The 23,838-nt window shown below is 51.2% G+C and carries 25 protein-coding genes; 11 read left to right on the top strand and 14 right to left on the bottom strand.

Annotated features, from left to right (window positions below; translation table 11 throughout):
• Nucleotides 1-49: 49 nt before the first annotated feature.
• The 3 genes from WG929_RS17720 to WG929_RS17710 form a co-directional block, all read right to left on the bottom strand.
• Entirely contained in the window at nucleotides 50-1,438 is a 1,389-nt protein-coding gene (locus WG929_RS17720) for a TRAP transporter large permease (protein WP_416207153.1), read from the bottom strand.
• The gene (locus tag WG929_RS17715) at nucleotides 1,428-1,979 is read right to left on the bottom strand and encodes a TRAP transporter small permease subunit (protein WP_416207152.1); all 552 of its coding nucleotides are present in this window, start codon (nucleotides 1,977-1,979) and stop codon (nucleotides 1,428-1,430) included. The genes WG929_RS17720 and WG929_RS17715 overlap by 11 nt, the downstream gene beginning before the upstream one ends.
• A 109-nt stretch (nucleotides 1,980-2,088) precedes the next feature.
• Nucleotides 2,089-3,138 (bottom strand): TRAP transporter substrate-binding protein, encoded by a 1,050-nt coding sequence (locus tag WG929_RS17710; protein ID WP_369855801.1) that lies wholly within the window; start codon nucleotides 3,136-3,138, stop codon nucleotides 2,089-2,091.
• A 297-nt stretch (nucleotides 3,139-3,435) separates the two neighbouring features.
• Between WG929_RS17710 and WG929_RS17705 the strand changes: the two genes are divergently transcribed.
• Entirely contained in the window at nucleotides 3,436-6,927 is a 3,492-nt protein-coding gene (locus WG929_RS17705) for a hybrid sensor histidine kinase/response regulator (protein ID WP_416207151.1), read from the top strand.
• Between the two features lie 143 nt (nucleotides 6,928-7,070).
• Here WG929_RS17705 and WG929_RS17700 read toward each other — a convergent pair whose 3' ends face one another.
• The gene (locus tag WG929_RS17700) at nucleotides 7,071-7,685 is read right to left on the bottom strand and encodes a response regulator (protein WP_369855799.1); all 615 of its coding nucleotides are present in this window, start codon (nucleotides 7,683-7,685) and stop codon (nucleotides 7,071-7,073) included.
• A gap of 438 nt (nucleotides 7,686-8,123) precedes the next feature.
• Here WG929_RS17700 and WG929_RS17695 point away from each other — a divergent pair, with 438 nt between their 5' ends.
• Nucleotides 8,124-9,218 (top strand): DcaP family trimeric outer membrane transporter, encoded by a 1,095-nt coding sequence (locus WG929_RS17695; protein ID WP_416207150.1) that lies wholly within the window; start codon nucleotides 8,124-8,126, stop codon nucleotides 9,216-9,218.
• Nucleotides 9,219-9,423: 205 nt separating this feature from the next.
• Here the strand turns inward: WG929_RS17695 and WG929_RS17690 are convergent, their stop codons facing one another.
• The 4 genes from WG929_RS17690 to brnA form a co-directional block, all read right to left on the bottom strand.
• On the bottom strand, nucleotides 9,424-10,419 hold the full coding sequence (locus tag WG929_RS17690; RefSeq protein WP_416207149.1) for a helix-turn-helix transcriptional regulator: 996 nt from the start codon (nucleotides 10,417-10,419) through the stop codon (nucleotides 9,424-9,426).
• Nucleotides 10,420-10,439: 20 nt separating this feature from the next.
• Nucleotides 10,440-10,703: a hypothetical protein gene (locus tag WG929_RS17685; RefSeq protein WP_416207148.1), complete on the bottom strand. Its 264-nt coding sequence runs from the start codon at nucleotides 10,701-10,703 to the stop codon at nucleotides 10,440-10,442.
• 207 nt (nucleotides 10,704-10,910) lie between these two features.
• Entirely contained in the window at nucleotides 10,911-11,282 is a 372-nt protein-coding gene (locus WG929_RS17680; protein ID WP_416207147.1) for a VOC family protein, read from the bottom strand.
• Nucleotides 11,283-11,334: 52 nt separating this feature from the next.
• A complete protein-coding gene (brnA, locus tag WG929_RS17675) occupies nucleotides 11,335-11,589 on the bottom strand; it encodes a type II toxin-antitoxin system BrnA family antitoxin (RefSeq protein WP_369855794.1) in 255 nt (84 codons plus the stop codon).
• 125 nt (nucleotides 11,590-11,714) lie between these two features.
• On the opposite strand from brnA, the gene WG929_RS17670 reads away from it, so the two are divergent.
• The gene (locus WG929_RS17670; RefSeq protein ID WP_369854690.1) at nucleotides 11,715-11,861 is read left to right on the top strand and encodes a hypothetical protein; all 147 of its coding nucleotides are present in this window, start codon (nucleotides 11,715-11,717) and stop codon (nucleotides 11,859-11,861) included.
• 76 nt (nucleotides 11,862-11,937) lie between these two features.
• On the opposite strand, the gene WG929_RS17665 is transcribed toward WG929_RS17670, so the two are convergent.
• Nucleotides 11,938-12,111 carry a BrnT family toxin gene (locus tag WG929_RS17665; RefSeq protein WP_369855793.1) on the bottom strand — a complete coding sequence of 58 codons (174 nt, stop codon included), beginning with the start codon at nucleotides 12,109-12,111 and terminating at the stop codon, nucleotides 11,938-11,940.
• A 155-nt stretch (nucleotides 12,112-12,266) separates the two neighbouring features.
• Between WG929_RS17665 and WG929_RS17660 the strand changes: the two genes are divergently transcribed.
• Both WG929_RS17660 and WG929_RS17655 read left to right on the top strand, forming a co-directional pair.
• Nucleotides 12,267-12,506, top strand: coding sequence for a type II toxin-antitoxin system ParD family antitoxin (locus WG929_RS17660; RefSeq protein WP_369855792.1), 240 nt, complete (start codon nucleotides 12,267-12,269; stop codon nucleotides 12,504-12,506).
• Nucleotides 12,506-12,799: a type II toxin-antitoxin system RelE/ParE family toxin gene (locus WG929_RS17655; protein WP_369855791.1), complete on the top strand. Its 294-nt coding sequence runs from the start codon at nucleotides 12,506-12,508 to the stop codon at nucleotides 12,797-12,799. Before WG929_RS17660 ends, WG929_RS17655 begins: the two co-directional genes overlap by 1 nt.
• A gap of 100 nt (nucleotides 12,800-12,899) precedes the next feature.
• Here the strand turns inward: WG929_RS17655 and WG929_RS17650 are convergent, their stop codons facing one another.
• The 4 genes from WG929_RS17650 to WG929_RS17635 all read right to left on the bottom strand — a co-directional run bounded on the left by WG929_RS17650 (nucleotide 12,900) and on the right by WG929_RS17635 (nucleotide 16,087).
• Complete coding sequence (locus WG929_RS17650) at nucleotides 12,900-13,289, bottom strand: MAPEG family protein (RefSeq protein WP_416207162.1); 390 nt, start codon at nucleotides 13,287-13,289, stop codon at nucleotides 12,900-12,902.
• A 146-nt stretch (nucleotides 13,290-13,435) separates the two neighbouring features.
• A complete protein-coding gene (locus WG929_RS17645; RefSeq protein WP_416207146.1) occupies nucleotides 13,436-14,773 on the bottom strand; it encodes a YecA family protein in 1,338 nt (445 codons plus the stop codon).
• Nucleotides 14,774-14,912: 139 nt separating this feature from the next.
• Nucleotides 14,913-15,122: a hypothetical protein gene (locus tag WG929_RS17640; protein ID WP_416207145.1), complete on the bottom strand. Its 210-nt coding sequence runs from the start codon at nucleotides 15,120-15,122 to the stop codon at nucleotides 14,913-14,915.
• The gene (locus WG929_RS17635) at nucleotides 15,119-16,087 is read right to left on the bottom strand and encodes an MvdC/MvdD family ATP grasp protein (protein ID WP_416207144.1); all 969 of its coding nucleotides are present in this window, start codon (nucleotides 16,085-16,087) and stop codon (nucleotides 15,119-15,121) included. Before WG929_RS17635 ends, WG929_RS17640 begins: the two co-directional genes overlap by 4 nt.
• Before the next feature lie 942 nt (nucleotides 16,088-17,029).
• On the opposite strand from WG929_RS17635, the gene WG929_RS17630 reads away from it, so the two are divergent.
• The 6 genes from WG929_RS17630 (at nucleotide 17,030) to WG929_RS17605 (ending at nucleotide 22,757) form a co-directional block, all read left to right on the top strand.
• On the top strand, nucleotides 17,030-17,995 hold the full coding sequence (locus WG929_RS17630; RefSeq protein WP_416207143.1) for a lipase family alpha/beta hydrolase: 966 nt from the start codon (nucleotides 17,030-17,032) through the stop codon (nucleotides 17,993-17,995).
• Between the two features lie 3 nt (nucleotides 17,996-17,998).
• Nucleotides 17,999-19,138, top strand: a complete 1,140-nt coding sequence (locus WG929_RS17625) for a lipase secretion chaperone (RefSeq protein ID WP_416207142.1) — start codon at nucleotides 17,999-18,001, stop codon at nucleotides 19,136-19,138.
• 268 nt (nucleotides 19,139-19,406) lie between these two features.
• Complete coding sequence (tsaA, locus tag WG929_RS17620) at nucleotides 19,407-19,883, top strand: tRNA (N6-threonylcarbamoyladenosine(37)-N6)-methyltransferase TrmO (RefSeq protein ID WP_369855781.1); 477 nt, start codon at nucleotides 19,407-19,409, stop codon at nucleotides 19,881-19,883.
• Nucleotides 19,884-20,316: 433 nt separating this feature from the next.
• Complete coding sequence (locus WG929_RS17615) at nucleotides 20,317-20,601, top strand: 2Fe-2S iron-sulfur cluster-binding protein (protein ID WP_369855780.1); 285 nt, start codon at nucleotides 20,317-20,319, stop codon at nucleotides 20,599-20,601.
• Nucleotides 20,602-20,657: 56 nt separating this feature from the next.
• Nucleotides 20,658-21,005 carry a 2Fe-2S iron-sulfur cluster-binding protein gene (locus WG929_RS17610; RefSeq protein WP_369855779.1) on the top strand — a complete coding sequence of 116 codons (348 nt, stop codon included), beginning with the start codon at nucleotides 20,658-20,660 and terminating at the stop codon, nucleotides 21,003-21,005.
• A 477-nt stretch (nucleotides 21,006-21,482) separates the two neighbouring features.
• Nucleotides 21,483-22,757 carry an ABC transporter substrate-binding protein gene (locus WG929_RS17605; protein ID WP_416207141.1) on the top strand — a complete coding sequence of 425 codons (1,275 nt, stop codon included), beginning with the start codon at nucleotides 21,483-21,485 and terminating at the stop codon, nucleotides 22,755-22,757.
• Here the strand turns inward: WG929_RS17605 and WG929_RS17600 are convergent.
• Nucleotides 22,746-23,642, bottom strand: a complete 897-nt coding sequence (locus tag WG929_RS17600) for a LysR family transcriptional regulator (RefSeq protein WP_416207140.1) — start codon at nucleotides 23,640-23,642, stop codon at nucleotides 22,746-22,748. The genes WG929_RS17605 and WG929_RS17600 overlap by 12 nt on opposite strands.
• Nucleotides 23,643-23,838 lie beyond the last annotated feature (196 nt).

Here is a 23,838-nt window from a genome sequence, read left to right as displayed (position 1 = left end):
TCCGCCTTGCAGGCACGGCCAGCCATGGCCACTTTGATCTCTCCGGTTGTTATGGCCCGTAGACGTAGGCCGGGAACCAGTTGACCAGACCGGGGAAGATGATCAGCAACGCCAGGGCGGTCAGTTGCAGCAGAATAAACGGAATCACGCCTTTATATATGGTCGCTAACGATACTTCCGGCGGGCACACACCTTTCAGATAGAACAGCGAGAAACCCACCGGCGGTGTCAGGAACGAGGTCTGCAAGGTCAGCGCGACCAGCATCACAAACCACACCAGAGTCGGATTATCCATGACGCCGTAGCCGTTGATGGAAATTTCCAAGGCACTGATCACCGGCGCAACCAGCGGTAGAATAATCAGCGTGATTTCGATCCAGTCGAGGATAAAACCGAGTAAAAATACGATGCCAAGAATAAACAGAATGATGCCGTAGGGGCCAAACGGCAGGGCGGTCAGTAACGACTCGATGTATTCGTCACCGCCCAGTTCCCGCAGTACCAGTGCAAACATGGTGGCCCCGATAAAGATCGCGAAGATATAACCGCTGACGTTGAGAGTATCGTGCAGACATTCGCGCACGACCTTGATAGTCAGCCGTTTGTTTTGCCAGGCCAGGCCCATAGCCGCCGCTGCACCTACGGCAGAAGCTTCCGTCGGCGTGGCAATACCGGCAAAAATACTGCCGAGTACGGCCAGAATCATCGCCAATGTGGGTGCTACGGCCTTGAAAACATCGATCCAGACCTTGGCCGTCACTGGCTGAATGTTGTCGTCCAGTGGCATGGATGAGGGTTTAAACAGACCCCAGCCGAGAATGTAGACGATGTACAACACGCCCAGCAGCAGGCCGGGCATAACCGCTCCCATAAACAGGTCGCCAACCGACAACGCCAGCTGGTCGGCCATAATCACCAGCATGATGCTGGGAGGAATCAGGATACCCAGCGTCCCGGCGCTGGCAATGGTGCCGACGGTGACGGTTTTGTCATAACCCTGGCTCAACATGGCAGGCAGTGACATGACCCCCAGCAATACGACCGAGGCACCGACAATACCGGTGGATGCCGCCAGAATAATCCCGATCAGCACGACAGTAATGGCCAACCCGCCGCGTACTCGGCCAAACAGCGCCTGGAAGGATTTCATCAGATTTTCGGCGACACCAGACTTATCGAGCAGGTTGCCCATAAAGATAAACATCGGCAGTGCCACCAGAATCCAGTTGTCCATGATCTTGTAGGTGCGGTCAACGACCAACCCCACCGAGGTAAAGTCGATACCAATCAGGGTGTCGAGGTACGTATCCGACAGGTAGGCCAGCAGGGCAAACACAGTACCAACACCGCCCAATACCCAGGCGACCGGAAAACCGCTAAACAGCAGCAGGATAAAACTGGCGAACATGGCGATGATGAGGATTTCATTAATGTCCATCGTGGTGACCTCCGCTCAGATGACGTTGCAGCAGGATGGCTTCACGAAAGAGGCGGTTCAGTGCGGCGATGATCATTAACCCCATGGTGACGGGAATCAGGGTTTTGATCAGCCAGCGCCAGGGCAGCCCGGCGGGTGCAATCGAGCGCTCATTAATGCGCCACGACTGATAGACAAAATCCAGCCCGTGATAAAACACCAGCGACAAAAACGGCAGCAACAATAACGTCAGCCCGAGAATTTCTACCAGATGTTTGGCTGTTGGGCCGAACTGACCGTGCAGGACATCCACCCGCACGTGGCTGTTGTTGGCCTGGGCATACACGACACCGGCAAAGACGCCGATGGCGTATAAGTGCCATTGCAGTTCTTCCAGCGCGATCATGCCGGCACTGAAGCCGCGACGCAGCATGACCTGGGTGAGAATCACCACCATCAGGATGGCGAAGATCCAGGCGACGGCTTGACTGAGCCGGATCAGCAGCCGATCGACGGTGTCGGCAAATGGCACCGGAAGGGCAGTATCTGGGTGCTGGTTCATGGGTGTTCCTGCGAGTGTTCGTTGATAAAGCGTTGATGCGAAAAACAAAACAGGGTGCCTGGCAGACACCCTGTCGGCAGCAACTCAGCTGCGGCCCGGTAGGCTCGTATCAATCGCGAGGCAGAAAGGCGCGGCTGGACCACAACTTGTAGTTGCTGCGGAAGGTTTGCAGATCGTCATAGACCGCCGCGAAGGTCGGATCCTTGCGCTGTTCGGTGGCGACTTCTTCCCATGCGCCTTCAAAGGCATCTAGCATTTCTTTCGGCCACTCGTGCACGGTTACGCCGCGCTCCTCAATGTTGGCGCGGATCGCTTCAAACTGAATGTATTCAGACTCTGCCACCGAGTTGGTGACCGATGCCTTACAGGTGGTTGATACCACGGCGCGCTGCTGGTCGGTCATGCCTTTCCAGGTATCGCCGTTGACCAATAATTCAAAGAAGGTGGCCTGCTGATGCCAGCCAGGAAAGTAGTTGTGCTTGGCAACCTTGTAGAAACCGAGCTTCTGGTCGATCGCCGGTTGCGAAAATTCGGTGGCATCAATGGCTCCTTTTTCCAATGCACCAAAGATTTCACCACCTGGAATCAGTGAGGTGGAGACCCCCAGCTTGGCCAGTACTTCACCACCCAGACCATAGAAACGCATGTTCAGACCTTTGAGGTCTTCAAGGGAGTTGACCGGCTTTTTGAACCAGCCAGAGGTTTCCGGGCTGATCAGTGCGCAGGGCTCAACGTGGACGTTGTAACCGGCATCATCGTACATTTTTTGATACAGCTTGAGACCGTTGCCATAGTACATCCAGGCGGCAAATTCCGGCGCTTCCGGGCCAAACGGGATGGTTGAAAAGATGGCGGCGGCAGGCATTTTGCCAGCCCAGTAACCGGCGATGGAGTAACCTGAGTTAACTTTGCCAGTGGATACCGCATCGAGGATTTGCAGCGGAGCGACCAGTTTACCCGGCTCATACAGTTTCATTTTGACTTCGCCACCCGAGACAATCGGTAGTTGTTCAGCAACCCACGCGATGGGTGTTCCCAGGGCTGGCAGGTTAGAGCCAAAAGCAATCGGGGTTTTCAGTAAGACAGGTTTTGCCTGTACGGCAGTGCAGCAGAGCGCCAGCGCTGATGTGGCCACCAGAGTCGTAAGAGTGCGTTTCATAGCCTGATCCTGATTATTATTTTTTCAGTAGCTGTACGTCCATTGGTTGAAAAAATGGCACGCCAGAGTGTGTGAAAAACTATAGGGAGGCGGCCTGGGGCATCCTACCCTTCTTTGGTAGGGGAATTTGCCAAGACCTACCAAAGTAGGTTGAGCGGGAGAAATAACCTGTATACAAGAGAGATCAGGCCGATTCCGATTCACGTTTTGTGGGGTAAACAATAATAATGGCCTCAGTAATAATGACTTCAGTATCAACAGACCGCGTGACGACTTGCGCGAGTAGAGGCCGATTCCATGGATAGCCTGATTCATCAGGTCTGGTTTGTCGGTGGGCTGTCACTGATGTACGTCGGCTTTTTGTTTGTGATCGCCATTTGGGGGTCACGCTGGATGCGGCCTTCCTGGCAGCCTTATGTGTACAGTCTGACGCTGGCCATTTTTTGCACCACCTGGGCGTTTTACGGCACGGTACAACAGGCGCTGACCCATGGCTGGATTTTGGCACCGACCTACGCCGGAGCCATCCTCCTGATTACTGTGGGCTGGAAGGTCATGGATCGGATTATCCAGATCGCCCGGCAGGAAAACAGCACCACAATTTCCGATTTTATCTCGGCCCGCTTCGGTCATAGCCGGGGCGTGGGCATTCTGGTGGCGCTACTGTGTTTGCTGGGGGTGGTGCCTTATATCGCGTTGCAGCTCAAGGCGGTGTCTGCCAGTTTCCAGCTGCTAACGCTGACCAGTTCGGTCGAATTAAGCTGGTACAGCGACCCGACGCTGATCATCGCTGGCATCATGGCCATTTTCAGTATTCTGTTTGGTACCCGTACGGTGGATTCCAGCGAAAGCCATCAGGGCATGATGCTGGCAATTGCGTTCGAATCGCTGGTCAAGCTGGTGGCACTGACCGCCGTCGGGCTGTTTGCTGTGTATGGTCTGTACGACGGCTTTGCCGATCTGGTGAACAAGGCCATGGCAGAAGGTGATATTGCCCGTACCCTGACGGATTATGCCGATCCCAGTGTCTATCTGACCCATGCCTTGCTGGGGGGGATCGCCATTATTGCCTTGCCGCGTCACTTCCACGTAGCGGTAGTGGAATACCGCTCGCAGCGCGATATTCGTGCCGCCCGCTGGATGTTTCCGCTCTACTTGCTGGCGATCAATCTGTTTGTATTGCCACTCGGCATGGTGGCGATGCTGAATCAGGATCTGCTGGAATCCTTCACCTATATCACGCTGGAACTGCCACTGGCATTTCATCAGGAATGGCTGGCGTTGCTGGCTTATATCGGCGGGCTGTCGGCGGGGACGTCGATGGTGATTATCTCCTCAATCACCCTGGCGACCATGGTGTGTAATGAAATCGTCTTGCCCATTCTGATCAAGTTTGGCTGGCAGGGTAACGGCACTGGCATCAAGCTGCGGGTGTTGCTGATCCGCCGGGTGGCGATTGTCGGTGTGCTGGCGCTGGCCTTTATTTATTACCGTTTGCTGTCGCAGTTTCACAGCTTGTCGGAAATCGGCTTGCTGGCCTTTGTTGCTATCGCCCAGTTTGCGCCAGCGATACTGGTCGGAATGATCTGGCACGGTGCCAATCGTATGGGGGCTTACTGGGGGATCGGCACCGGGTTTGCGGTGTGGTCTTACACGCTGTTCCTGCCGGTAGTATCGGATATGGGCTGGGTGGATCCGGCCTTTCTTGACGGGCCATGGGGGTTGGCGTTTTTACAACCCCACGGCTTGCTGGGGCTGAATGAACTCAACCCGATTGTGCACGGCACCTTCTGGAGCCTGATGCTGAATACCCTGATGCTGGTGATTGCGTCGCTCTATCACAAACCCAGTTTTGCCGACACCGAACAAGCCCAGCGTTTTGTTTACAGTACCGGCTCATCGGGTCAGCTCAGTTCGCGGCGTTATGCCATTCGGGCCCAGGATTTACGTGCGTTGCTGCAGCGGTTTATCAATCCGGCCAAGGTCAACGCGTTTTTTGAAGATTTCAGCAATCCGCTCACCGGTCGGATATTGCATCGTGGCGAAGTGGATGAACCCATGCTCAAAGAAGCGGATCGTTTGCTCAGTTCGGTGGTGGGACGCAAGGGGTCGGCGCTGCTGTTACGTAATCTGGTTGAGGACGATACCGGCCAGTACACCACGCTGAATAATCTGGTTGAGGAAGTCTCCGAGGTAGTGCTGTTCAATCGCGACCTGCTCAATTCCATTCTGCACAGCCTCAATCAGGGCATCACGGTGGTGGATGAACACCTGACGTTGGTGGCCTGGAATCAGCGCTTTGCCAGCTTGTACGGTTTCCCCCAAGGGTATTTGTACGTCGGCCAGTCGGTCGAGGCACTGCTGGGGCATATTGCCCGTTCCGGCGGCTATGGTGACCAGAATGTTGACGCACTGGTGGCGCAACGCTTCAGGGAGTTACGCAATCGGGAGATACTGCATTACGTGCGTAAAACCCGTGATGGTCGTTCGATCGAACTGAGTGGCACCCCGATTGGCGAAAATCTCTACATCACGGTGTACAGCGACATTACCGAATATCGCCATATCGAAGACCAGTTACGCAGCGCCAACGAAGTGCTGGAACAGCGGGTCGAAGAGCGCACCCGTAAACTCACCGAACTGAATAATGACCTGCAAAAGGCCAGCCGTAACAAGACCCGCTTTCTGGCCGCTGCCGGGCACGATCTGGTGCAGCCATTAAATTCGGCGTCGCTGTTTTCAGCGTCGATACTGAACAAACTGGAGCGCAAGCAGGCAACCAGTCCCGGTGCGGTGGATGAAATCATGCCGGTGGCCCAGCATCTGGATCAGTCGCTGCACTCCGCTGAGTCATTACTGAACGAGTTACTGGAAATCTCCAAACTGGATGCCGATATCGTCCGCCCCCGCCGCCAGGTGTTTGCGCTGTGTCGGGTGCTGGACTCGCTGGTGGATGAGTTCCGCCCGCTGGCGGAACAGAAAGGTATCGAACTTCACTATCTGCGCAGCAGCGCCAGAGTGGATTCCGACCCGGTACTGTTGCGGCGTATCGTACAAAACCTGCTGAGCAACGCGCTGCGCTACACCCGTCAGGGGAAGATACTGGTTGGCACTCGACGTCAGCAACAGGGCGTACAGGTGCAGGTACTGGATACCGGCATCGGCATACCGGCCCATGAACTCGATATGATTTTTGAAGAATTTCATCGCCTTGAAGGAGTCCGTAATGGCGTTGAGCCTCATGCTCCGGCGAATACCAAAGGCTTGGGGCTGGGATTATCGATTGTACGGCGTTTGTGTTTGTTGCTGGATCACCCTATGAGGGTGGTTTCCGAACCGGAGCAGGGCAGTTGCTTCAGTGTGTCGATTCCAACGACCGTCGCACCATTAACGGCCACGCCGTCTGCTCGTGATGATCAAGGCGAACGCGGTTCCGGGCTGGTGCTCTGCATCGATAACGAACAGCAGATTATTGATGGCATGGCCATGTTGCTGGGCGACTGGGGCTATCAGGTGATTACCGCCAACAGCTTTAACCGCGCCCGCAAAGCCCTTGCCGGGCAGATACCGGATCTGGTGATCATCGACTACCACCTGGATCAGGGTGTCACCGGGCTGGATGTGATGGCCGGATTCCGCCAGGTCTGGCAGCGCCAGGTACCTTGCATGGTGATTACTGCCGACTACACCGATGAGGTCAAACAGCGGATAGAAGAACTGGGCTTCATGTTGTTACGCAAACCAGTGAAACCAATGGCGTTACGAGCACTGTTGAACAAGATGCTCTAGCAGGCTGTCGGGCTTAGGGCTGCGCTACTGCGAAAAGCTGAAGCTGGCTCTTTTTTGAGCAAATTCTGGTTAAATAGAACCACTATTCGCCTCAAAATTACGCAAACATCGCTCAAACCAGTCTTTCCCTCGCGACGAACGCCTCAGTCCGGAATATCCAGCTGCTGCACAATCAGTGCCGCCTGGGTGCGATTATTGATGTTCAGCTTGCGGAAAATATCGCTGATATGGGATTTGACTGTGGTTTCCTTGATGTTCAGCGTGTAGCCAATTTGCTTGTTCAGCGCCCCCTCGGCAATCAACTGCAACACCCGCAGTTGCTGGGGGGTCATCTGGCCCAGACGGGCCGTCATATCGTTGTTGGGCTGATCGGTAAATTCAGGAAAACTCAGCTTGCCTTCCATCACCTGCGCCAGCGCCTGACTGATACCTTCAATCGTGGTCGACTTCTGGATATAACCCAGTGCTCCCAGCTGGCGAACATTTTCAATCACCAGCCGGTCTTCACTGGCACTGACAACCACAATGGCCAGATGCGGAAACTCGGCCCGCAGTCGCATTAACCCCATCAGTCCGGTATTACCCGGCATACGCAGGTCGAGCAATAACAGGTCGGTGGCTTGTTGCCCAACCGTCTGCAGTACCTGATTAAAGTCCTCACATTCACTGCTGGAGCAGGGCATGCCGGTTTCAGCCAAGGCATCACTCAGTGCGCGGCGGAAGAGTGGGTGATCGTCAGCGATCAGAACCTGGTACATACATTATCCCGGTTTTTATAATTATCTCCGTGAATCTACTCCCGGCTTTCTGGGTCAGGCAAGCCTTTCCGGGAAGAAAGCACTCATATTCCTACTAAAGTAGGGCGACTATAGAAGGGAGACTATAGCAGGACGACTATAGCAGGGCTTTTAATATTATTAATAACCTTAACGAATTCATTGTCAGTGTTTTTTTATTAATAATAAAAACAATCAAAATAGGTGGCTGACTAGTGCTTTGGTAGCCGTCGGGATTTTTATTGCCGATTTTATAATCAATAACATATCCGGTTTTTTTCTCCCTACTATTTTACGGGATACCCGTCGGGAACCCTTGGATATAGTTTTTTGATCATTTGTGGCGCTGGCATGGCCAGAACGACCAATATCTGCAAATGGAAAATAACAAGCACAAAACAACTAACGGCAGGAAATACCATGCACAATAACAATAATGCAGGATGGTTCTCGATCACGGTTTTGGCGGCAGCGGTAATGGCAGCATCGGCCATGGCTCAGGCCGAGATTGAAAGCAGCAACAGCTTCAGTGGTTATGTCAAAACCGATATTCTGTTTGATGCCGAGAACGACGGCTCTGCAACCCATACCCGTGGACAGTCACTGATCACCCTGAATGAAAACGAAGCGGAAGACGAAGAGGGTGACCTGAACATGTCGTCACTGGAATCCCGCCTCAAGTTTGTCCACTCCAGCACCGGAACCCCCGCCGGTAACCTGAAAGCCGTGATTGAGGGTGACTTCTTCTCCGGCACGGCGCGGGTATTTAACCTGCGCCATGCTTACCTGCAGCAGGATAATCTTACCATTGGCCGCACCTGGAGTACCTTTATGGATCTGGGAGCACTGGCAGAAACCGCCGACTTTGGTGGCCCTGCTGCGCGTATTTTTTCACGTAAATCGCTGGTGAAATACGCCATCCCAATGGGGGATGACACCCTGGAACTGGCTGCTGAACAGCCGGTGAACTCGGAAGATCCGAACGTCCCGGATCTGGTTGCCAAGTACACCGCCAAAACCCGTTTCGGCCATCTTTCCGCCGGTGTGTTGGTGCAGAAAATCAATGTCGATGATGGCACCAAAGACGACAGTGCTACGGCGATTGCCGGACGATTCTCCGGTCGTATCAATATGGCGGGCGATCATCTCAAGTTTGCGCTGATCTCGGGTTCCGGCCTGGGTGGTTACATGAACTTTGGTGATGTGGCGGCCTACGATTTCAGCGGCGACAGCCTGGAGCTATCGAGGCAGACCGGCGTTAAAGTGGCCTATCAACACGTGTTTTCCCCGGCATTCCGTTCTACGTTGCGGCTGGCCAAAACCACCTCTGAAATTGATGGCAACGATATGGGTGACTTCTCTTCGATGCACCTGAACCTGATCTATAACGCCTACAAGCCACTGAAGTATGGCGTTGAGTTGATCAGGGCTACCAAGAAAAAAGCAGAGGGCAATACCTTTAGCGAAGACCTCAAATTGAGCCGCTTGCATCTGTTCGCCAAGCTGGCTTTTTAAACGCAGTTATTTGGGCAACTGGGTTGCAACTCACCGGTTACCCGACAGATATGTCGCTTGTAGCCCCGATATTGCCTGAGGGAGCAGGATTGCCCCTTCAAACGGAACAGGACGTTGGTATCAGGGCGGCACAAGGATGTTAAGCAAGGATGCAGGGCAAGGATGCCTCTTTTCTCGATGCTATTCAGGGACGTTATGCCGTCGTTTATTGCTGATACAAGGCCATCATCTTGTATGAGTTCTCCCTGAATTCATCCACCCAATGTGGCGGTGCGGTGACCCGAATATGATGATTCAGACCGTATACCCACCACTTGGTCTCCTGATCGTCGGGTACTCTGGCTTCCAGCTGATACCAGTCGCTGCCATCAAGCGGGGTAATCTTCTGTTCATCACCGAGTGGGGTTTCTTCAAGCCGTTGGGCGATAGCCGGAGCAATGTCTGCCTTGAGGATGATCTCTCCGGCGGGTGTCCAGCCAAAATTGGCGATGTACTCATCAATATTGAAGTGAATATGCTCGTCGATGCTGTCGTCTGACAGCTCGGCATTCGAGATTCGGTGTAATGCAAAAATGACCGGGTTGGTGTAGTCGTTCGCCGTCGCAATAAGGTAGTGAACATTACCCTTGCTCACCAGCCCCAGCGGTGAGAACCGCAGGGTTTTCGGGTGATCTGCGGTGCGTTTGGCGTACAGGGCCGTGAATTGTTTGCCGAGCAGCAGCGCCTGGGTCAGTGTCACCCAAACCTGATGATTAAATGCCGGTTTCTGCAATTGTTTTAATCCGGGGAGTACCCGAACTCGTTCAGGCCAGGCACTCAGGTGGCTGCCGTGGCGCTGGAGTACGGCTTCCGCTTCAGTAAACTGGGGCTCTATGCCCTGATAGACCTCGGCTGGTAATACTTGCTGCAAATAGGGCCGCGCCTGAAGGTAGCCCAATGCAATCACTGCCGTACTGGTCGGAGCAAGTTCCTTGCGACCTTTCAGAAAACGCCATGTCTGGCCTCTGCCCTGTTCACTGCAGTAGTAGGCGTAATGCTGCGACAGCTCAACCAGGTCTCGTTCAACGGTGCGCTTGTGGCAAGGGAAATGGGGATTGAGTTTTTCCCAGATGGCGCGGGTACTGACTGGCGGAGACGGTTCTTCCGGGATCATACGCAGCATTTCCATGCGACGTGCGAAGGTGGAGTAATCGTTAGACATGGTTCATATCCTTATGGGTCTTAGGCTCTATCCAGCCTGGCGAGTATAGCGCCAAATAAATGCAGGGTATGTTGTGCTTTTTTGACAGCAAACAGACCGGCTGATTGAGTGAATGTATCGGTCTGCAGGTGGGCCGATAGTGTGTCTTGCTGATCAACGTACAGCGCATAGGCATGACAGTCCGGGCAATATTCGGGTATCTCGCTCAGAGAGTTATACAGACTGTGCCAGCGACATTGTGAGCAGCTGGCGCGATAGACGAAGGATGGGCTGGTTTTTTTCATGGTCACTTCCTGTTTGATCCAGAGAATGGCCATTGTTGGGAGTGACTGCGTCAGTCTGCGTCGCTTGCGCGAAGAATCTTGCTGTTCAGGCGATGGTTGGATCAAACTTCACCATTCTCAGTGAAACGCCCTGTCCGGATCCGCATGCGGGGTGTTGTGGGGCGGGGTGTTGTGGGGGCTGAGGGTTAGAGACCCTCGGCTACCCGATTATGCATTTTTCCCAACCCTCAACTGGAAAATGTTACCCTCACAGTCACAGGCATCACATACTTGACGGCCACCAAACTCCCAGCTTTTTGGCGGATATATAGTGCCACCTTTTTCTTTGACTTTTTCCCCAATTAGTTCGAGGCGAGTATCGATAAAGAATGTTGGCTTTAGCGGCGTATTCTCTCTGGGCTCATGTGAATTAAGCGCCGTTTTAGAAATCTCCGTTTCAAGTAACACCAGCTCAAAATCTCCATCAACCAGTAACATATATGAACTGTCACTTTCGACGGCATCAAGCCCGAAGACGTGAGAATAGAATTCGGCTAATCGACCAATTGATGAAGCGTAAATAACCAACCCTGTTCTCATATGCTCTCCTTACGCACCTTCGAATGTATAACGTCCAAAGAAACGGTGCAGTTTACTGCGTCCGGTTGCTTGACTTGTTAAAAGTTGATTGCTCCAAACGTTCAGCAAGCCATATCTTGATAATGGATTGGCGAGTAACGCCAAGACGTGTTGCTTCTTTATCAAGGGATTCAATCATCCAGGTAGGAAAGTCTACGTTGACTCTCTTCTGAGTTTGATTGGGACGCTTAATTGTTGATAGATCGAGTTCATCGACGATATCCGATTGGTTATCGTCGAACTTCTTATCCAGTGATTTAGCTTTCATAGAGTACCACCTCAGATTCCCGGAACCGCCTGACGGGGATAATCCGAATCTTGTCTTTAGGGGACATCTATTTAATCCTGCACGGCTCTGCGCGAGTGTTGCCGTTGTTCAGGGCAAGGCGACGAATGCAGCGAAATGACGAGTCCTTTTCAAATTCGTCAACACCGCACTGGACGGCGGCAACCCGCGCCCTTCGGGGGCTGCCGGATGATCTCGACTCGGTGTCGCCGACTTTTGACTTGACCCGTCAGGCCTGCAAGTCGGCTTCGTGATTCGAAACCATCCGGTGGCCCAGAGTGAGCACCGGATTAAATAGATGTCCCCTTTACGGTAAGTAATAATGGCAGATCAATGCTTCCCGTCGATCATGCCGACCACCAAAGCCCTTGGCTCATCCTCTGATTTAGCCATAACTTTAATAAAATCAGTGTCTTGCCAGATGGCTTGGGCTTGAAAAAAGTCAATCCCATGCTTTTTCTGGTTAGATTCACTCTTCTTTGGGTCAAATTCAAAAGAATACATAGGTATAGAAAATATACCGTCATGGGGGGCCCGGCAAGATGTAATTTTAGACTTTTAATGCCCAAACAGCCGCGCGGCTTTATCGCGTCGGCCTGCCTTGCCTTGTTATGGGTGTTTTGGCAGAATATACCAATATTTGGTACAGGAGGCACCCCATGGCTAGAAACACCAGTATTACACTTGGCCCCCACTTTGACGAGTTTATAGCCACACAGGTTGAAAATGGCCGCTACGGCTCGGCGAGCGAGGTGGTGCGTGCCGGGCTGCGCCTGCTTGAAGAAACGGAAAGCAAGCTTGAAAGGCTCCGGCGCCTGTTGGATGAAGGCGAGCAAAGCGGTATAGCGGACTACTCCCTTGAAAACGTTATTGCTGAGCTGGATAACGAAGCCCACTAATGCGCTCATATCTACTCACCGCCGCCGCTCGAAAAGACCTTATTGATATTGGCCGCTTTACCGCTGAAAAATGGGGAAAGCGGCAACGCGACAAATACCTCAAGCAGCTTGATGCTGCCTTCAAGCTGCTTGCTCGCCAACCTGAAATAGGCCGCGATGCGGATGAAATAAAGGCCAGGTACAAAAAGTTCAGTCAGGGCAGCCATATCATCTTTTACCGAGCTGGCATGGAATCCAAGATCGTTGTGATTCGAATCCTCCACAACAGTATGGATGTGGATCAGCACCTCTAAAACCCATAACGCCAAGCACAGGGGCCGGAGTGAAGGCGCTGTTTTTCAAGCGCCGCAACGGAGGTCCAAGCCACGAAGCGGCTGAGCCTGGTGCGATTTGTTATATTTGATGTATTACTAGATTTACCCATAAAACCATGACGCTTATAAATGCAAACCAAAAAGTATACATGCGGTGTAGTATGTGGTTGTAAGTTAAATGAATGTAGGCGTGAATATACCGAAAACCTACAAATAACCAAGCGGTAATTAAACCCAATTTGCTTTCAATGTTGAGAGCAAGATAGAGCGTGCAAGCAACATAGAACAATAAAGGGATTTCAAATTGATTGTTAAAACAACGAGTGCTTCTCGTTATAGCTTCTGGTGCTTCGTAGCCTTGCATTAGCCGGAAATATTTGGGACTAATTTCTTTAGATTTGACCGCAGATATACGTGCCTTAATTTCTACAATGCCTATAAAGAAGACAAGCAAAACCATAGCAAACATTGGGAAGATCAATTTAATTACCTTTTGTGATTACGGAAATAGTAAAATATAACGCATAGCTCACCGGAAAAATGGGAGCGCAGCGAGTATTTTTTCCGGTGTAGCTACTTGTTAGTTGCAATTTGCTAGCAGACTGACCTATAAAATCACATTCTTTCATAATAACAATCGACCAAACCTATTATAACTGGGACTTCATGCCCTCTTATCTTTACTAAATGTTTCTCAAAAAATTGTCTCGACTTTTCTGGCAATAACAAACCAGAAGTACTTCTAACATACTCCTCTTCTAAAGCTATTAGAGACCTAATTTTGTTTATTACATTCTCTCTATTCTTATTTTTGTTTAACATTAAAATATAAATACAGGCTTCTTGCCCTGTTACATGTTTTCTAACTGCTTGATGAAATGCCTCTTTAAAACTTCTATCTCCTGTCCACCACTTTAGTTCACCGTTAATAAATTCATATCTATTTTCAATATTTGTTATTTTAAAATCTAGCTTTCCATCAAAATGGAAAGTTTCCCCTTCAGCTTGAACAAAAATAACTTTTGCCAATATCAAATATAGATCTCGCAACAACTCTTCATCTAAGGATTGCAGTGATTCGGGATGTTGTGAGCAATAAAATGCAAAATCATGAATTGAAATAAACACTTTATTTGAAAAATCTTCAAGCCTTGCTTTAGGTTCAATTTCAGTTTTTGAATAGGATTGAATTTTTAACTTTTCAGCAAGAATTCTTTTAACCTTATCCACATTTATGGGTGTTAATGATGAAGGCGCCTTAATGTCTATAACCCCATTGTATGGCACAGTAGTTCTTGCGATTGGCTCAAGTTTCCCCGCGCCAAATTTGGGGACATAATATATATGGTAGCTTAAAATTAGGTCATCCGATATTTCTAGCTTTAGGTCTTCCTCTAATAGTGAATTAATCTTCTGTAATGACTCCAAGATCATTTTAAAACCTTCTTGGTTCTTAGATAGCTCTTCTCCTTTTTTGGTAAATAGCTCACCTTGAAACTGTAATGAAGAAAAATACGGAAGCTTATTAGTTTCTAAAGTTGAAAAAAACTCCTCTCCCTTAGTCTTAGTTTTATGAAACATAATGTATTGGCGACCATGGAAAGTAACTGGATATGGTTCACTGTCTTCGAGGGGAAGCAAGGCTGGTATATCTGCGTTTATTATTAGGAAATATTGCTCCGGATTTTCTTGGACTTTAACAAATTCACCTTCAGTTATAACCGAACTAAAAATTTTAACTCCCGGTGAACCAATAGTTAATTTATGAAACCTACTGCCTTTTTCTACAGTATTATCAGTTACTTCCACTCCGTCATGATTGACATTTGGAATGTTCGAGCTTGCATTCGCTCTCTCTGCTACATGTTGAGAGATAGGGCTCCCATGGCATTTTTTATACTTGAGATTACTTCCGCACGGACAAAGCTCATTTCTTCCAACTTTTTTACGCATAACTTTAATACTTCCAATTTGTACAGATATTCGCCGATGCAACTAACGCCAGCATAACCGGTGGAGCGAGCTGCCGCGCATTTTTGTACGCAAAAATCGCGACAGTTCGCGGAGTCCGAGTTGATGCTTTTGTTAGCTTTTATGCAGCTACAAGCATCCCTTCGTTCGGGCGGTCAGAATCAGAGCGGTCATCTTTCTCAGCCGCATAAGTTGACTGCGCTGTACTTGTTGATGCGCCTGAGCCATAAATCTTTTGAGCATCAGGATTTGCAGGAATCCAATTCCATACACCTTGAGAGATCTCATCGTTACTTGGAGCTTCTAGAAACTTTGTAGCGAATACTTTCATTTTTCACCCTTCTTCGTTGATAACATACTTACAATTGAATCCGATATGCCTAGCCCAGTTAAGTCTTCAATCCATAACCATTGCCCCATTGTATTGATTTCTAAAAAATGCCACTCACCAGATGGCGACACAACAAAGTCTAAAGCGCCAAATTCAAGCTCTAAAGACTTCATAAACTGATTAACCTTGTCTCGAATTTCGATGGGAGGTTCGATTGGATGATGCGGTGTATTTGGAATGTCGTACCTCCTCCAGTCGACACTAGCTAATTTTGACTTCTGAGATTGTATTTGGCATACATGATGATCTTTACCGACTACTGTGTACCTGACCTCGTAATCTTTTTCTACATATGCCTGAAGAACAATTGGGTTTTCATCAATATCGCCGAAATCACGGATTTCAGATTCTGAAACTTTGTTTACATACAAGCCCTTAAAACTTCCATCTGCGTCCTGATAAAACTCTTGATTCATGAGTTTCAACACAACATCACCATAAGTGTCGATAAAGTTGCAAAGCTCTTTTTTCTCATTGCTTACAATTAACGGTGGCAATATGAACCCAACATCTCTTGCCACATCCATCTGTAAGTATTTATTTTCAGCTTGATATGACTTTGCCAATGGATTCAGCCATTTTACAGTCTTTAATGTGTTGTACAATCCAAGTAGTGTTTTATTCCACTCTCCGCGCCATATTTTAAATCCTGGCTCATTTATGTTAGCCTCCTCCAAGGAGACTTCAACGAAAGGCCTCCGCACCCAAACCTTATCTATCTGGTCTGAGTTTATAGAAATATTATTCTGATGAATATTCCATTTTCCCTCAAAAAATGTAATCTGAGAGGACTTTAGGGAGTCTGTGTCCAAATCAAATCTAAAGTATTTTTCATTGCTTGAACTCAACTTGCCGCATACGACATCAGCATGTTTGTCAAAACTATCACTTAATATCAATATCATTCTCTTTCATTTCCCTCTGGGCTAAGTTCCGGCAAAGCTAACAGTTTATTAGTGCGCATGCGCGGTTTCTGGGCAAGTCGGTTTCTGGGAAATCACCGTAACTACTTGAATAATAGGAAGTAAAATCCATTTCCAGATCAGTCCATTCTGTGAAAACGAGCATGCGCATTAACTCCTTTGTGCCTTGCGCATTAATCTGTAAACCTGCGCAACAACTTTCCGTGTATCAATGCCTTAACGATAACAACGTCCGGGAAAGCGCGCAAGGCTTCTGAAAAAGCGCGCATTGATTTGGGCAAACTTTCAATTATACTGGATATGCATACAGATCAGATCAAGGAGTGATCAATGACTTCCAGCCCCTTTCTCAATGACATTCGCCGCTTTATGCGCACCCGCGGCTACAGCTCGCCTGGCGTTTGTGTTGGCTGGACGGGATCTGGTGATCGAATAATTCGGCGGGTTCTGCTGCTTTACTGCTGTTCTGTTTGGTCAGGACTAATCGAGACTGTTGCCTTTAAGGCACTATGATGATGCCTTTTTGTCACTTTGTGACCTATCGACAGGACACTGAATACGTACACTTCCGATCGGTGCTGGCCCGGCAGACTCCGGGTACATGCACCAGTGAGATAACGTACTTAGGGGGCGTTCTCAATGATTTGCCACGGCCTGTCAGGAGGAAAGATTCCTCCAGGCAAGGCGTTGGACGCCGAGAATGGCGAGTCCTTTTCAAGTCCAATAACACCGCATGGCGGGATATTGACCCTGACCCTTCGGGCTGAGGCCAGTAACTCCAGTCCGGCGTTATTCGTCACTTGTTTAGCTCGCTAAACCACGCTCCTCATGCCTTGTTCTGAAGCCAACTGGCTCTCAGCAGGCTCGGTTTAATCATTGAGAACGTTCCCTAATCCTCAACAATAATAATCCGAGGAATACCAGATGTTGATGTCCTGTTTACAACGCAAAACCGGCTCGTTCACGCGCACCCTGATGTGTCTGTTGCTGTTATCGCCTGCCATGGGATGGGCGATGTCAGATCAGTCATCCGGTGGTTATACCGCGACCCGTTACCCGATTGTGCTGGCTCATGGCCTGTTCGGCTTTGATTCCCTGCTGGGGGTGGATTACTGGTACAAGGTTCCTGAAACCCTGCAGGCGGATGGCGCTCAGGTGTATCTGACGTCAGTGGCCAACTCCAACTCTCCCGAGGTGCGGGGAGAGCAATTGATTGCCGAGGTTGAACAGATACTGGCGTTGACCGGCGCCGATAAGGTGAACCTGATCGGTCACAGCCATGGTGGCCCGACCACCCGCTATGTGGCATCGGTACGGCCCGACCTGGTGGCCTCGGTGACGTCGATCTCCGGGGTCAACAAGGGCACTCCGGTTGCCGATGGTATGAGTGATTGGGTTGAGGGTGGCAGCGCCCTGTCTGGGGTTGCGGCGTCATTGGGAACGGCACTGGCTGTCGCGATTGATGTGTTGTCCGGTGGCGGTTACGAGCAGGATGTGATTGCTTCGCTGGCTTCGATGACCACCGCAGACTCGGTGGCCTTTAACCTGCAGCATCCAGGCGGTATTCCACTGACCGAATGCGGTGAGGGGGACTACGAGTTTAACGGTGTGCGTTATTACTCCTGGGCCGGTGCTGCGCCGTTGACCAATATTCTTGATCCGTTGGAAGTGGTGACTACCACGGCAGCGCTGTTTTTTGATGCCGGTGTTGCCAACGATGGTCTGGTCGGTGCCTGTGCGGCGCACCTGGGGATGGTGATACGGGATGATTTTGCCATGAACCACCTCGACGAAATCAACCAGACTCTGGGGATTCATCACCTGACCGAAACGGATCCGTTGACGGTATTCCGTACCCATGCGCATCGTCTGCAGCAAGCCGGACTGTAAACCATGGCTGAACCAGGTTCTAACTCTCCGTCACAACGGCCCTTTCTATACCGACTGCGCCACCCAATAGTCGCAGCATGGGGAATATTTGCTGCGCTGCTGCTGGCCGGTGTGTGGTGGCTAGCGGGGTCGGGTGCCTGGTCGCCGGAGACAGTACGGGTTCAGTCAGCGGCGGCAGTTGCCGCCGCTGACGCCGTTTCCGGTATGGCTGTGCCTTCATCGGCGGCACCGCTGCAGACCAGCACTCGTCGCGAAATATTGCCCGACGCGGTTGCTTTGGGGCTGGCCACCTTTCGTGGTGCGGCACCGGACGGTCGCTTGCACGTCGACGGTGCCAATCAGCTGATTATTGACCGGCAATTACGTTATTGGCTCGACAGCTGGTTATCGGTGCAAGGTGAATTAAGCCTTGAACAGGTGCTGGAATTAATCACTGAGCGCATGAATCAACTGCCGGATCCTGGTCGAACCGAGGCGTTGGCGCTGCTGGATGCTTATCTCGGTTATCGCAACCAGCTGGCCAGCTACGATGATCGCACCGGCCGCAGTCTGACCAGCGGCGATCTGGAGGCACTGCAACAGCGTCTCGACTGGACCGAACGGCTACGTCTGCAATGGTTCACGGCAGCGGTCAGCCAGGCCTTTTTCGCTCAGGACGACATTCTCGATCAGCGTTTTCTGGCGCAGCAGGCGTTACGCCAGGCCGCCCACACCAACGCCCACACCAACACGGAGGACGATAGCAACTCAACCATGGTGCTGGAGCAACAGTTACAAGCCCTCGAACAGCAGCTGGCACCAGAACTGCAACAAGCCAGAAGCCAGAGCCGCCGCCTGATTACCTTGCAACAGGGTGAACAGCAACTGGCCCGGCAAGGTGCCGACAGTGATACGTTGCAGCAATGGCGCAGTGCCCAGTTTGGCGAGCAAGCCGCACAACGGCTGGCAGTACTGGATCAGCAACGGCAGCTCTGGCAACAACGATTGCAAGACTACGCGACTTTGTCCGGGAAACTGTCCGGGAAACTGTCCGGGCAACTGTCAGGGCAACAGGGTGAACAGGCACTGGCACGTTATCGCACAGAACACTTCACCACGACGGAGCAGAAACGCCTCAAGGCTGCGCTGCAACTGCTGCCGTAATGGCGGTCTGGTTGACCGGTCAGGACGAATTCTGCACCTTGCGCGGCCATTGGGAATCACGTCACAATGCCTTATGTTGTGTTGCCGAACGTAAAAGGACTCACCATTTTGTGGTGTTTGCCGTCTTGTCCTGACGCCCCGCAGCACCCGCGCACGACGGCATGGATGCAGGAGGGAGAGCGAAGCAGGGAGCCGAGCGTTGTGCGGGATTCAATTGATGGTTCCTGATGGCAAGTACTTGGCATCAATCAACAGGAGGTCGCTACACATGCACGTAATAAACCCGATTGGCGTAATACATTCCCCCCACACATCCATTGACGGCATGCCTATCCAACCAAAAGGGGCCGCTGACATTGCCGGGTATGTCATCATCGACAAACAATACCAGGACGGATTACGCGACCTTGAAGGCTTTAGCCATATCTATCTTTTTTACAGTTTTCATCAGGCCAGCCGCACCGAACTGCTGGTCACGCCTTTTATGGACAAGCAAGCAAGAGGGGTCTTTGCTACCCGCTCGCCACTACGGCCCAATCATATGGGTATGTCGATTGTGAAGTTAACCGGAATTGAGGGTAACCGACTGTCTGTTGAGGGGGTGGATATACTGGATGGTACCCCCTTGCTGGATATCAAACCGTACATCGCCAAATTTGATGCTGTCAAAGACAGCCGCTCCGGCTGGTTGCAGGCCAGTGATGCAGACATCAGCGCCAAGCGTTCAGATGAACGATTCCGTTAAACCACAGTAGGGCAGAGGCGCTGTCACCAGGATTAAATATATGTCCCCTTATGTCTGGTTTCCGACAAAAAATCGGTAGCAATCAGTTTCGGCTCAGGAACTGACAAAGACGACATTATTATTGTCGTATTTCCGACAGTTATCCGCTCTCTTTTGAAAAATACCTTGTCTATCAAACAATTAGCCAGCTCCTTTGCCATGGTCTGGCAATTGCAGTCTGATTTTTGAACAGCCCTGATAACGATAATGGCGATGCATTTTGCCTCTGGATGCAATCGCTGCCCGGATCCGTTTGTTGGCGCCTGGCTGCTGGCTATGCGTAACAAAACATCCGAGGCAATAAGGCTGGGTTCCCCGCGCAGAAAAAGAGGATCGGTGTTTCGTCCAGTGGCGTCAGGCCGATGATTACTCCTTCCATTCAAGGAAACCAACCGTGGCTAAAGCTCAAATTACATTCAAGGACATTGATATCACCGTAACCGTACCCATTGGTGTACGCGTGATCGAAATCTCAGACAAAGTCGGCTCAGGTATTGTGTATGGCTGTCGCGAAGGCGACTGCGGTACCTGCCTTATGAAGGTCGAGGAAGGCTGGGATAACCTGTCCACACCGTCCGTTATTGAAGACAAGATCCTGCGCGACAACGCTGCGGGTAAACACCATCGACTGGCCTGTCAGGCTCAGGTTCTGGGTGACGTTATTGTCAGCCCGGCCTGATACCACAGCACAGACGCTTTTCGTTTTACTCACAGATAATTATCAAGGAGCCTGATATGGCTATTCTGACCTTCAGCAACCCATCGTATAAAGACAAAACCGTATACGCTACGGCAGGCAGTCACACGGAATCCGTGTTGAAAATTGCCAGGGAAAACAAGATCCCCATCGACTTCAACTGCGAAGACGGCAACTGTGGCACCTGCCTGATCAAGGTCACGCCACTGGGCAGCAAGCCTCGTATGGCTGGCCCGCTGACCGATAAAGAAGTATCCGCATTGACGGAGCTGGGGAAAATCAGCAAAGACGATGTTGATACCATGCGGGTTGACGATCTGCCAACCGTCTGGCGGCTGGCTTGTCAGCTGATTGCCCGTGATGAAGAGCTGTTGATTGAGTATTGATCACAGTTCCGGGGGAGGGTGTCGGGCATAGCCCGGCATTCGCCCGTTCTGCTCGTTGTATCTGGCGATGTGTGACGCCCTGTAAACAGAGTCCTTTCGTCATCGTGTTGAATACACGGCAGAGCTGGATGATTTACGGATAAATATCTTCGTAAGGGTGGTATTGAGTTCCGGTTTCCAGCATAACCGACACGCTTGGTGTCGAGAGCAGAGCCAACTGATAATCATGGCCGGTGTTGGGTTTGGCACCACGAATGGGATAAACACTTGCTCTGACCGCTCCGGTTGCATAAACGAGAAGCTATGTTCCTGTGTGCAGGAGCACAGCGGTCATCGGGGTTACAAGCCGATCCGGTTGCTGCTGTCATGGATTGCGGTGTTCGAATCGGTTCCGGTTCGGTATACAGGGAACAAGGTGCATCGGAGCTGATCGGCAGTGATCAGCATGCGCCAGACCACAGGATCAGGATTATAATAATGATAAAAAAAGACCCGTTATCTCGCCGCCGCTTCATTGCTGCTGGTGGTTCTGCCGCGCTGGCTGGATTGCTATTACCGTCGTTTGCGGCGGCCAATAGCCCAACTTTCAAAATAGGTTATATCAGTCCGAAAACTGGCCCGCTGGCAATATTTGCTGAACCGGATAACTTTGTGATGGAGCAGGTGCGGCAGCAAACGGCGGCGGGGATTCCAGTTGGCTCCGAGCGTTTTCCGGTCGAGATTCTTTACCGTGACAGCCAGTCGAGTGTCGATGTTGCCGCACAGGCAGCCCGTGATCTAATTGTCAGGGATCGGGTGGATATTGTGCTGGCAGCTTCGACACCGGAAACCACCAATCCGGTGGCCGATATGTGTGAACGCATGGGGGTTCCCTGTGTGACCAATGATGCCCCCTGGCAAAGTTATTTTTTTGGTCGGGGTGGCGATCCGAAGCTAGGCTTCCAGTGGACGTATCATTTTTTCTGGGGGCTGGAGGATGTGATTGAGTCCTATATCTCGCTTTGGCAACAGATCGAGACCAACCGGCGGATTGGTGTGTTGTGGCCGGATGATGCCGATGGCCGGGTATGGGCTGATGAGAGCATGGGCTTTCCGCCCGCGCTGCGCCAAGCCGGGTTTGAGATCGTTGACCCCGGTCGCTTTCAGGCCGACGCGGTCGATTTTGCAGGGATTGTCCGGCAGTTCCGGGAGCAGGAGGTCGACATTGTCTCGGGCGTGTTACCGCCGCCGTTTTTTCAGCGTTTCTGGACGGAAGCATTAAAGCAGAACTTCAAACCGCACATCACCACGGTTGCCAAGGCATCCGAATTTCCGTCGTCGCTGTTACCTTTCAAACGTGACGCCAACGGGCTCAGTGTGGAAGTCTGGTGGAGTCCTGGCTTTCCGTTTTATTCCGGTCTGACCGGGCAATCCGCTTTTGAGCTGGCGCAGGCCTATACCAAAAGCACCGGGCGTAACTGGACGATGCCGCTGGGCTTTAAACATGCTTTGTTTGAGGTGGCTCTGAATGCCCTGAAACATTCCAATGGGCCTGGACGACTGGAAAGCATTCGTGCGGCGTTGGCGAGCACCGATTATCAGTCGATAGCCGGGCGGATTAATTTCCAGACCGGTCCGGTACCTAATATCAGTAAAACCCCACTGGCGTCGGGACAGTGGGAATATCGTTATCGGCAGATGGAATTACTGGTGGTGGATAACAAGGGAGAGGATGAGATTCCGCTGCAGGCGCGCCTGCGTTCAATGCGCTGATGACTCGGATGTGGGCAGGGTGAGGTAAGCGCGGAAGCGTTGCAGGTGGTCTGAATTGTCATTTTTACGGATCGACATGACCAGTGGTGAAACCAGCCCCTCTTCGCGGATGGACAGATAGCAGACGTCATTCCGCTGCATCAAGCGCACGGATTCAGGAATAATGGTGACGCCCATACCCGCAGCAACCAGCCCCAGTGCTGTTTGCAGACTGTTGGTTTCAAAAATGTCGTTCAGTTCCAGCCCTCGGGCCTTGAACTGGTTCAGTACCTGGTCGGCAAAACTGGGGCGCGGCGCAGACGGGTAGAGGATCACCTTTTGCTCGCAGATTTGTTGCAGCGACAGATCGTTCCAGGCTGCCAGTCGGCTGGAGGACGACGCCGCAACGATCAGCTTGTCTTTGGTCAGGGGGATGCTGTCGATGGATTCATCACTGATCAGCAGTCGCCCGAAGCCAACGTCAATGCGGCCACTTTTCAAGGCTTCGGTTTGTTGCATTGAGGTGAGTTCAGAGAGCGAAATATCGATGTTGCTGTTGTCACTGATAAAGCGTTGGATCGCTTTGGGAATATGGCTGTACAGCACCGATGGTACAAAGCCTATGCCCATCCAGCGTTTCTTTTCTGCCCCCAAATGATGGGTCGCACGTTTGACTTCCGCAATCCGAGCCAGTACTTGCACCGACTGGTCGTAAAAAAACTGCCCGGCGTTCGTCAGCTTCAGCGGTCGGCTGGAACGATCAATCAGGGTGACTCCCAGCTCCTCTTCCAGATTCTGCACCTGACGTGACAGTGGTGGCTGTGCCATATGCAGCTCCTCTGCTGCCTTGCTGAAATTCAGCAAGCGGGCCACCGCCTCGTAGTATTTCAGTTGGCGTAATTCCATATATACCTCAATAGTATGAGCAGGAGGATGGTGGCGATATTTAAGCAGAAATAGCGATAAGAACCGAGATAAAGCCAGAGTTTATATCAACAGGATATGATCACCGACTGGCAGTCAGCCCCGCGAAAGCAGATCTTTCCATTAACCGTCGGGTATGTTCCCGGTTGTGGGACGGAGGCTGTATGGATGTTGGTGG

Origin of the sequence: Oceanobacter antarcticus (assembly GCF_044962685.1) — a bacterium.
Classification (GTDB): domain Bacteria; phylum Pseudomonadota; class Gammaproteobacteria; order Pseudomonadales; family Oceanobacteraceae; genus Oceanobacter; species Oceanobacter antarcticus.
Note: the sequence above shows the minus strand (reverse complement) of the source record. Positions and strands in the feature narration are given on the sequence as shown.

Bases quoted from the DNA above. Each gene is read 5' to 3' on its own strand.
- WG929_RS17640 (WP_416207145.1), bottom strand. From the start codon at position 15,122: ATGAAAGTATTCGCTACAAAGTTTCTAGAAGCTCCAAGTAACGATGAG.
- WG929_RS17625 (WP_416207142.1), top strand. From the start codon at position 17,999: ATGGCTGAACCAGGTTCTAACTCTCCGTCACAACGGCCCTTTCTATAC.
- WG929_RS17700 (WP_369855799.1), bottom strand. From the start codon at position 7,685: ATGTACCAGGTTCTGATCGCTGACGATCACCCACTCTTCCGCCGCGCA.
- WG929_RS17670 (WP_369854690.1), top strand. From the start codon at position 11,715: ATGCAGCGAAATGACGAGTCCTTTTCAAATTCGTCAACACCGCACTGG.
- WG929_RS17610 (WP_369855779.1), top strand. From the start codon at position 20,658: ATGGCTATTCTGACCTTCAGCAACCCATCGTATAAAGACAAAACCGTA.
- WG929_RS17605 (WP_416207141.1), top strand. From the start codon at position 21,483: ATGATAAAAAAAGACCCGTTATCTCGCCGCCGCTTCATTGCTGCTGGT.
- tsaA (WP_369855781.1), top strand. From the start codon at position 19,407: ATGCACGTAATAAACCCGATTGGCGTAATACATTCCCCCCACACATCC.
- WG929_RS17665 (WP_369855793.1), bottom strand. From the start codon at position 12,111: ATGTATTCTTTTGAATTTGACCCAAAGAAGAGTGAATCTAACCAGAAA.
- brnA (WP_369855794.1), bottom strand. From the start codon at position 11,589: ATGAAAGCTAAATCACTGGATAAGAAGTTCGACGATAACCAATCGGAT.
- WG929_RS17635 (WP_416207144.1), bottom strand. From the start codon at position 16,087: ATGATATTGATATTAAGTGATAGTTTTGACAAACATGCTGATGTCGTA.
- WG929_RS17630 (WP_416207143.1), top strand. From the start codon at position 17,030: ATGTTGATGTCCTGTTTACAACGCAAAACCGGCTCGTTCACGCGCACC.
- WG929_RS17710 (WP_369855801.1), bottom strand. From the start codon at position 3,138: ATGAAACGCACTCTTACGACTCTGGTGGCCACATCAGCGCTGGCGCTC.
- WG929_RS17600 (WP_416207140.1), bottom strand. From the start codon at position 23,642: ATGGAATTACGCCAACTGAAATACTACGAGGCGGTGGCCCGCTTGCTG.
- WG929_RS17705 (WP_416207151.1), top strand. From the start codon at position 3,436: ATGGATAGCCTGATTCATCAGGTCTGGTTTGTCGGTGGGCTGTCACTG.
- WG929_RS17655 (WP_369855791.1), top strand. From the start codon at position 12,506: ATGCGCTCATATCTACTCACCGCCGCCGCTCGAAAAGACCTTATTGAT.
- WG929_RS17685 (WP_416207148.1), bottom strand. From the start codon at position 10,703: ATGAAAAAAACCAGCCCATCCTTCGTCTATCGCGCCAGCTGCTCACAA.
- WG929_RS17690 (WP_416207149.1), bottom strand. From the start codon at position 10,419: ATGTCTAACGATTACTCCACCTTCGCACGTCGCATGGAAATGCTGCGT.
- WG929_RS17695 (WP_416207150.1), top strand. From the start codon at position 8,124: ATGCACAATAACAATAATGCAGGATGGTTCTCGATCACGGTTTTGGCG.
- WG929_RS17650 (WP_416207162.1), bottom strand. From the start codon at position 13,289: ATGTTTGCTATGGTTTTGCTTGTCTTCTTTATAGGCATTGTAGAAATT.
- WG929_RS17680 (WP_416207147.1), bottom strand. From the start codon at position 11,282: ATGAGAACAGGGTTGGTTATTTACGCTTCATCAATTGGTCGATTAGCC.
- WG929_RS17715 (WP_416207152.1), bottom strand. From the start codon at position 1,979: ATGAACCAGCACCCAGATACTGCCCTTCCGGTGCCATTTGCCGACACC.
- WG929_RS17720 (WP_416207153.1), bottom strand. From the start codon at position 1,438: ATGGACATTAATGAAATCCTCATCATCGCCATGTTCGCCAGTTTTATC.
- WG929_RS17660 (WP_369855792.1), top strand. From the start codon at position 12,267: ATGGCTAGAAACACCAGTATTACACTTGGCCCCCACTTTGACGAGTTT.
- WG929_RS17645 (WP_416207146.1), bottom strand. From the start codon at position 14,773: ATGCGTAAAAAAGTTGGAAGAAATGAGCTTTGTCCGTGCGGAAGTAAT.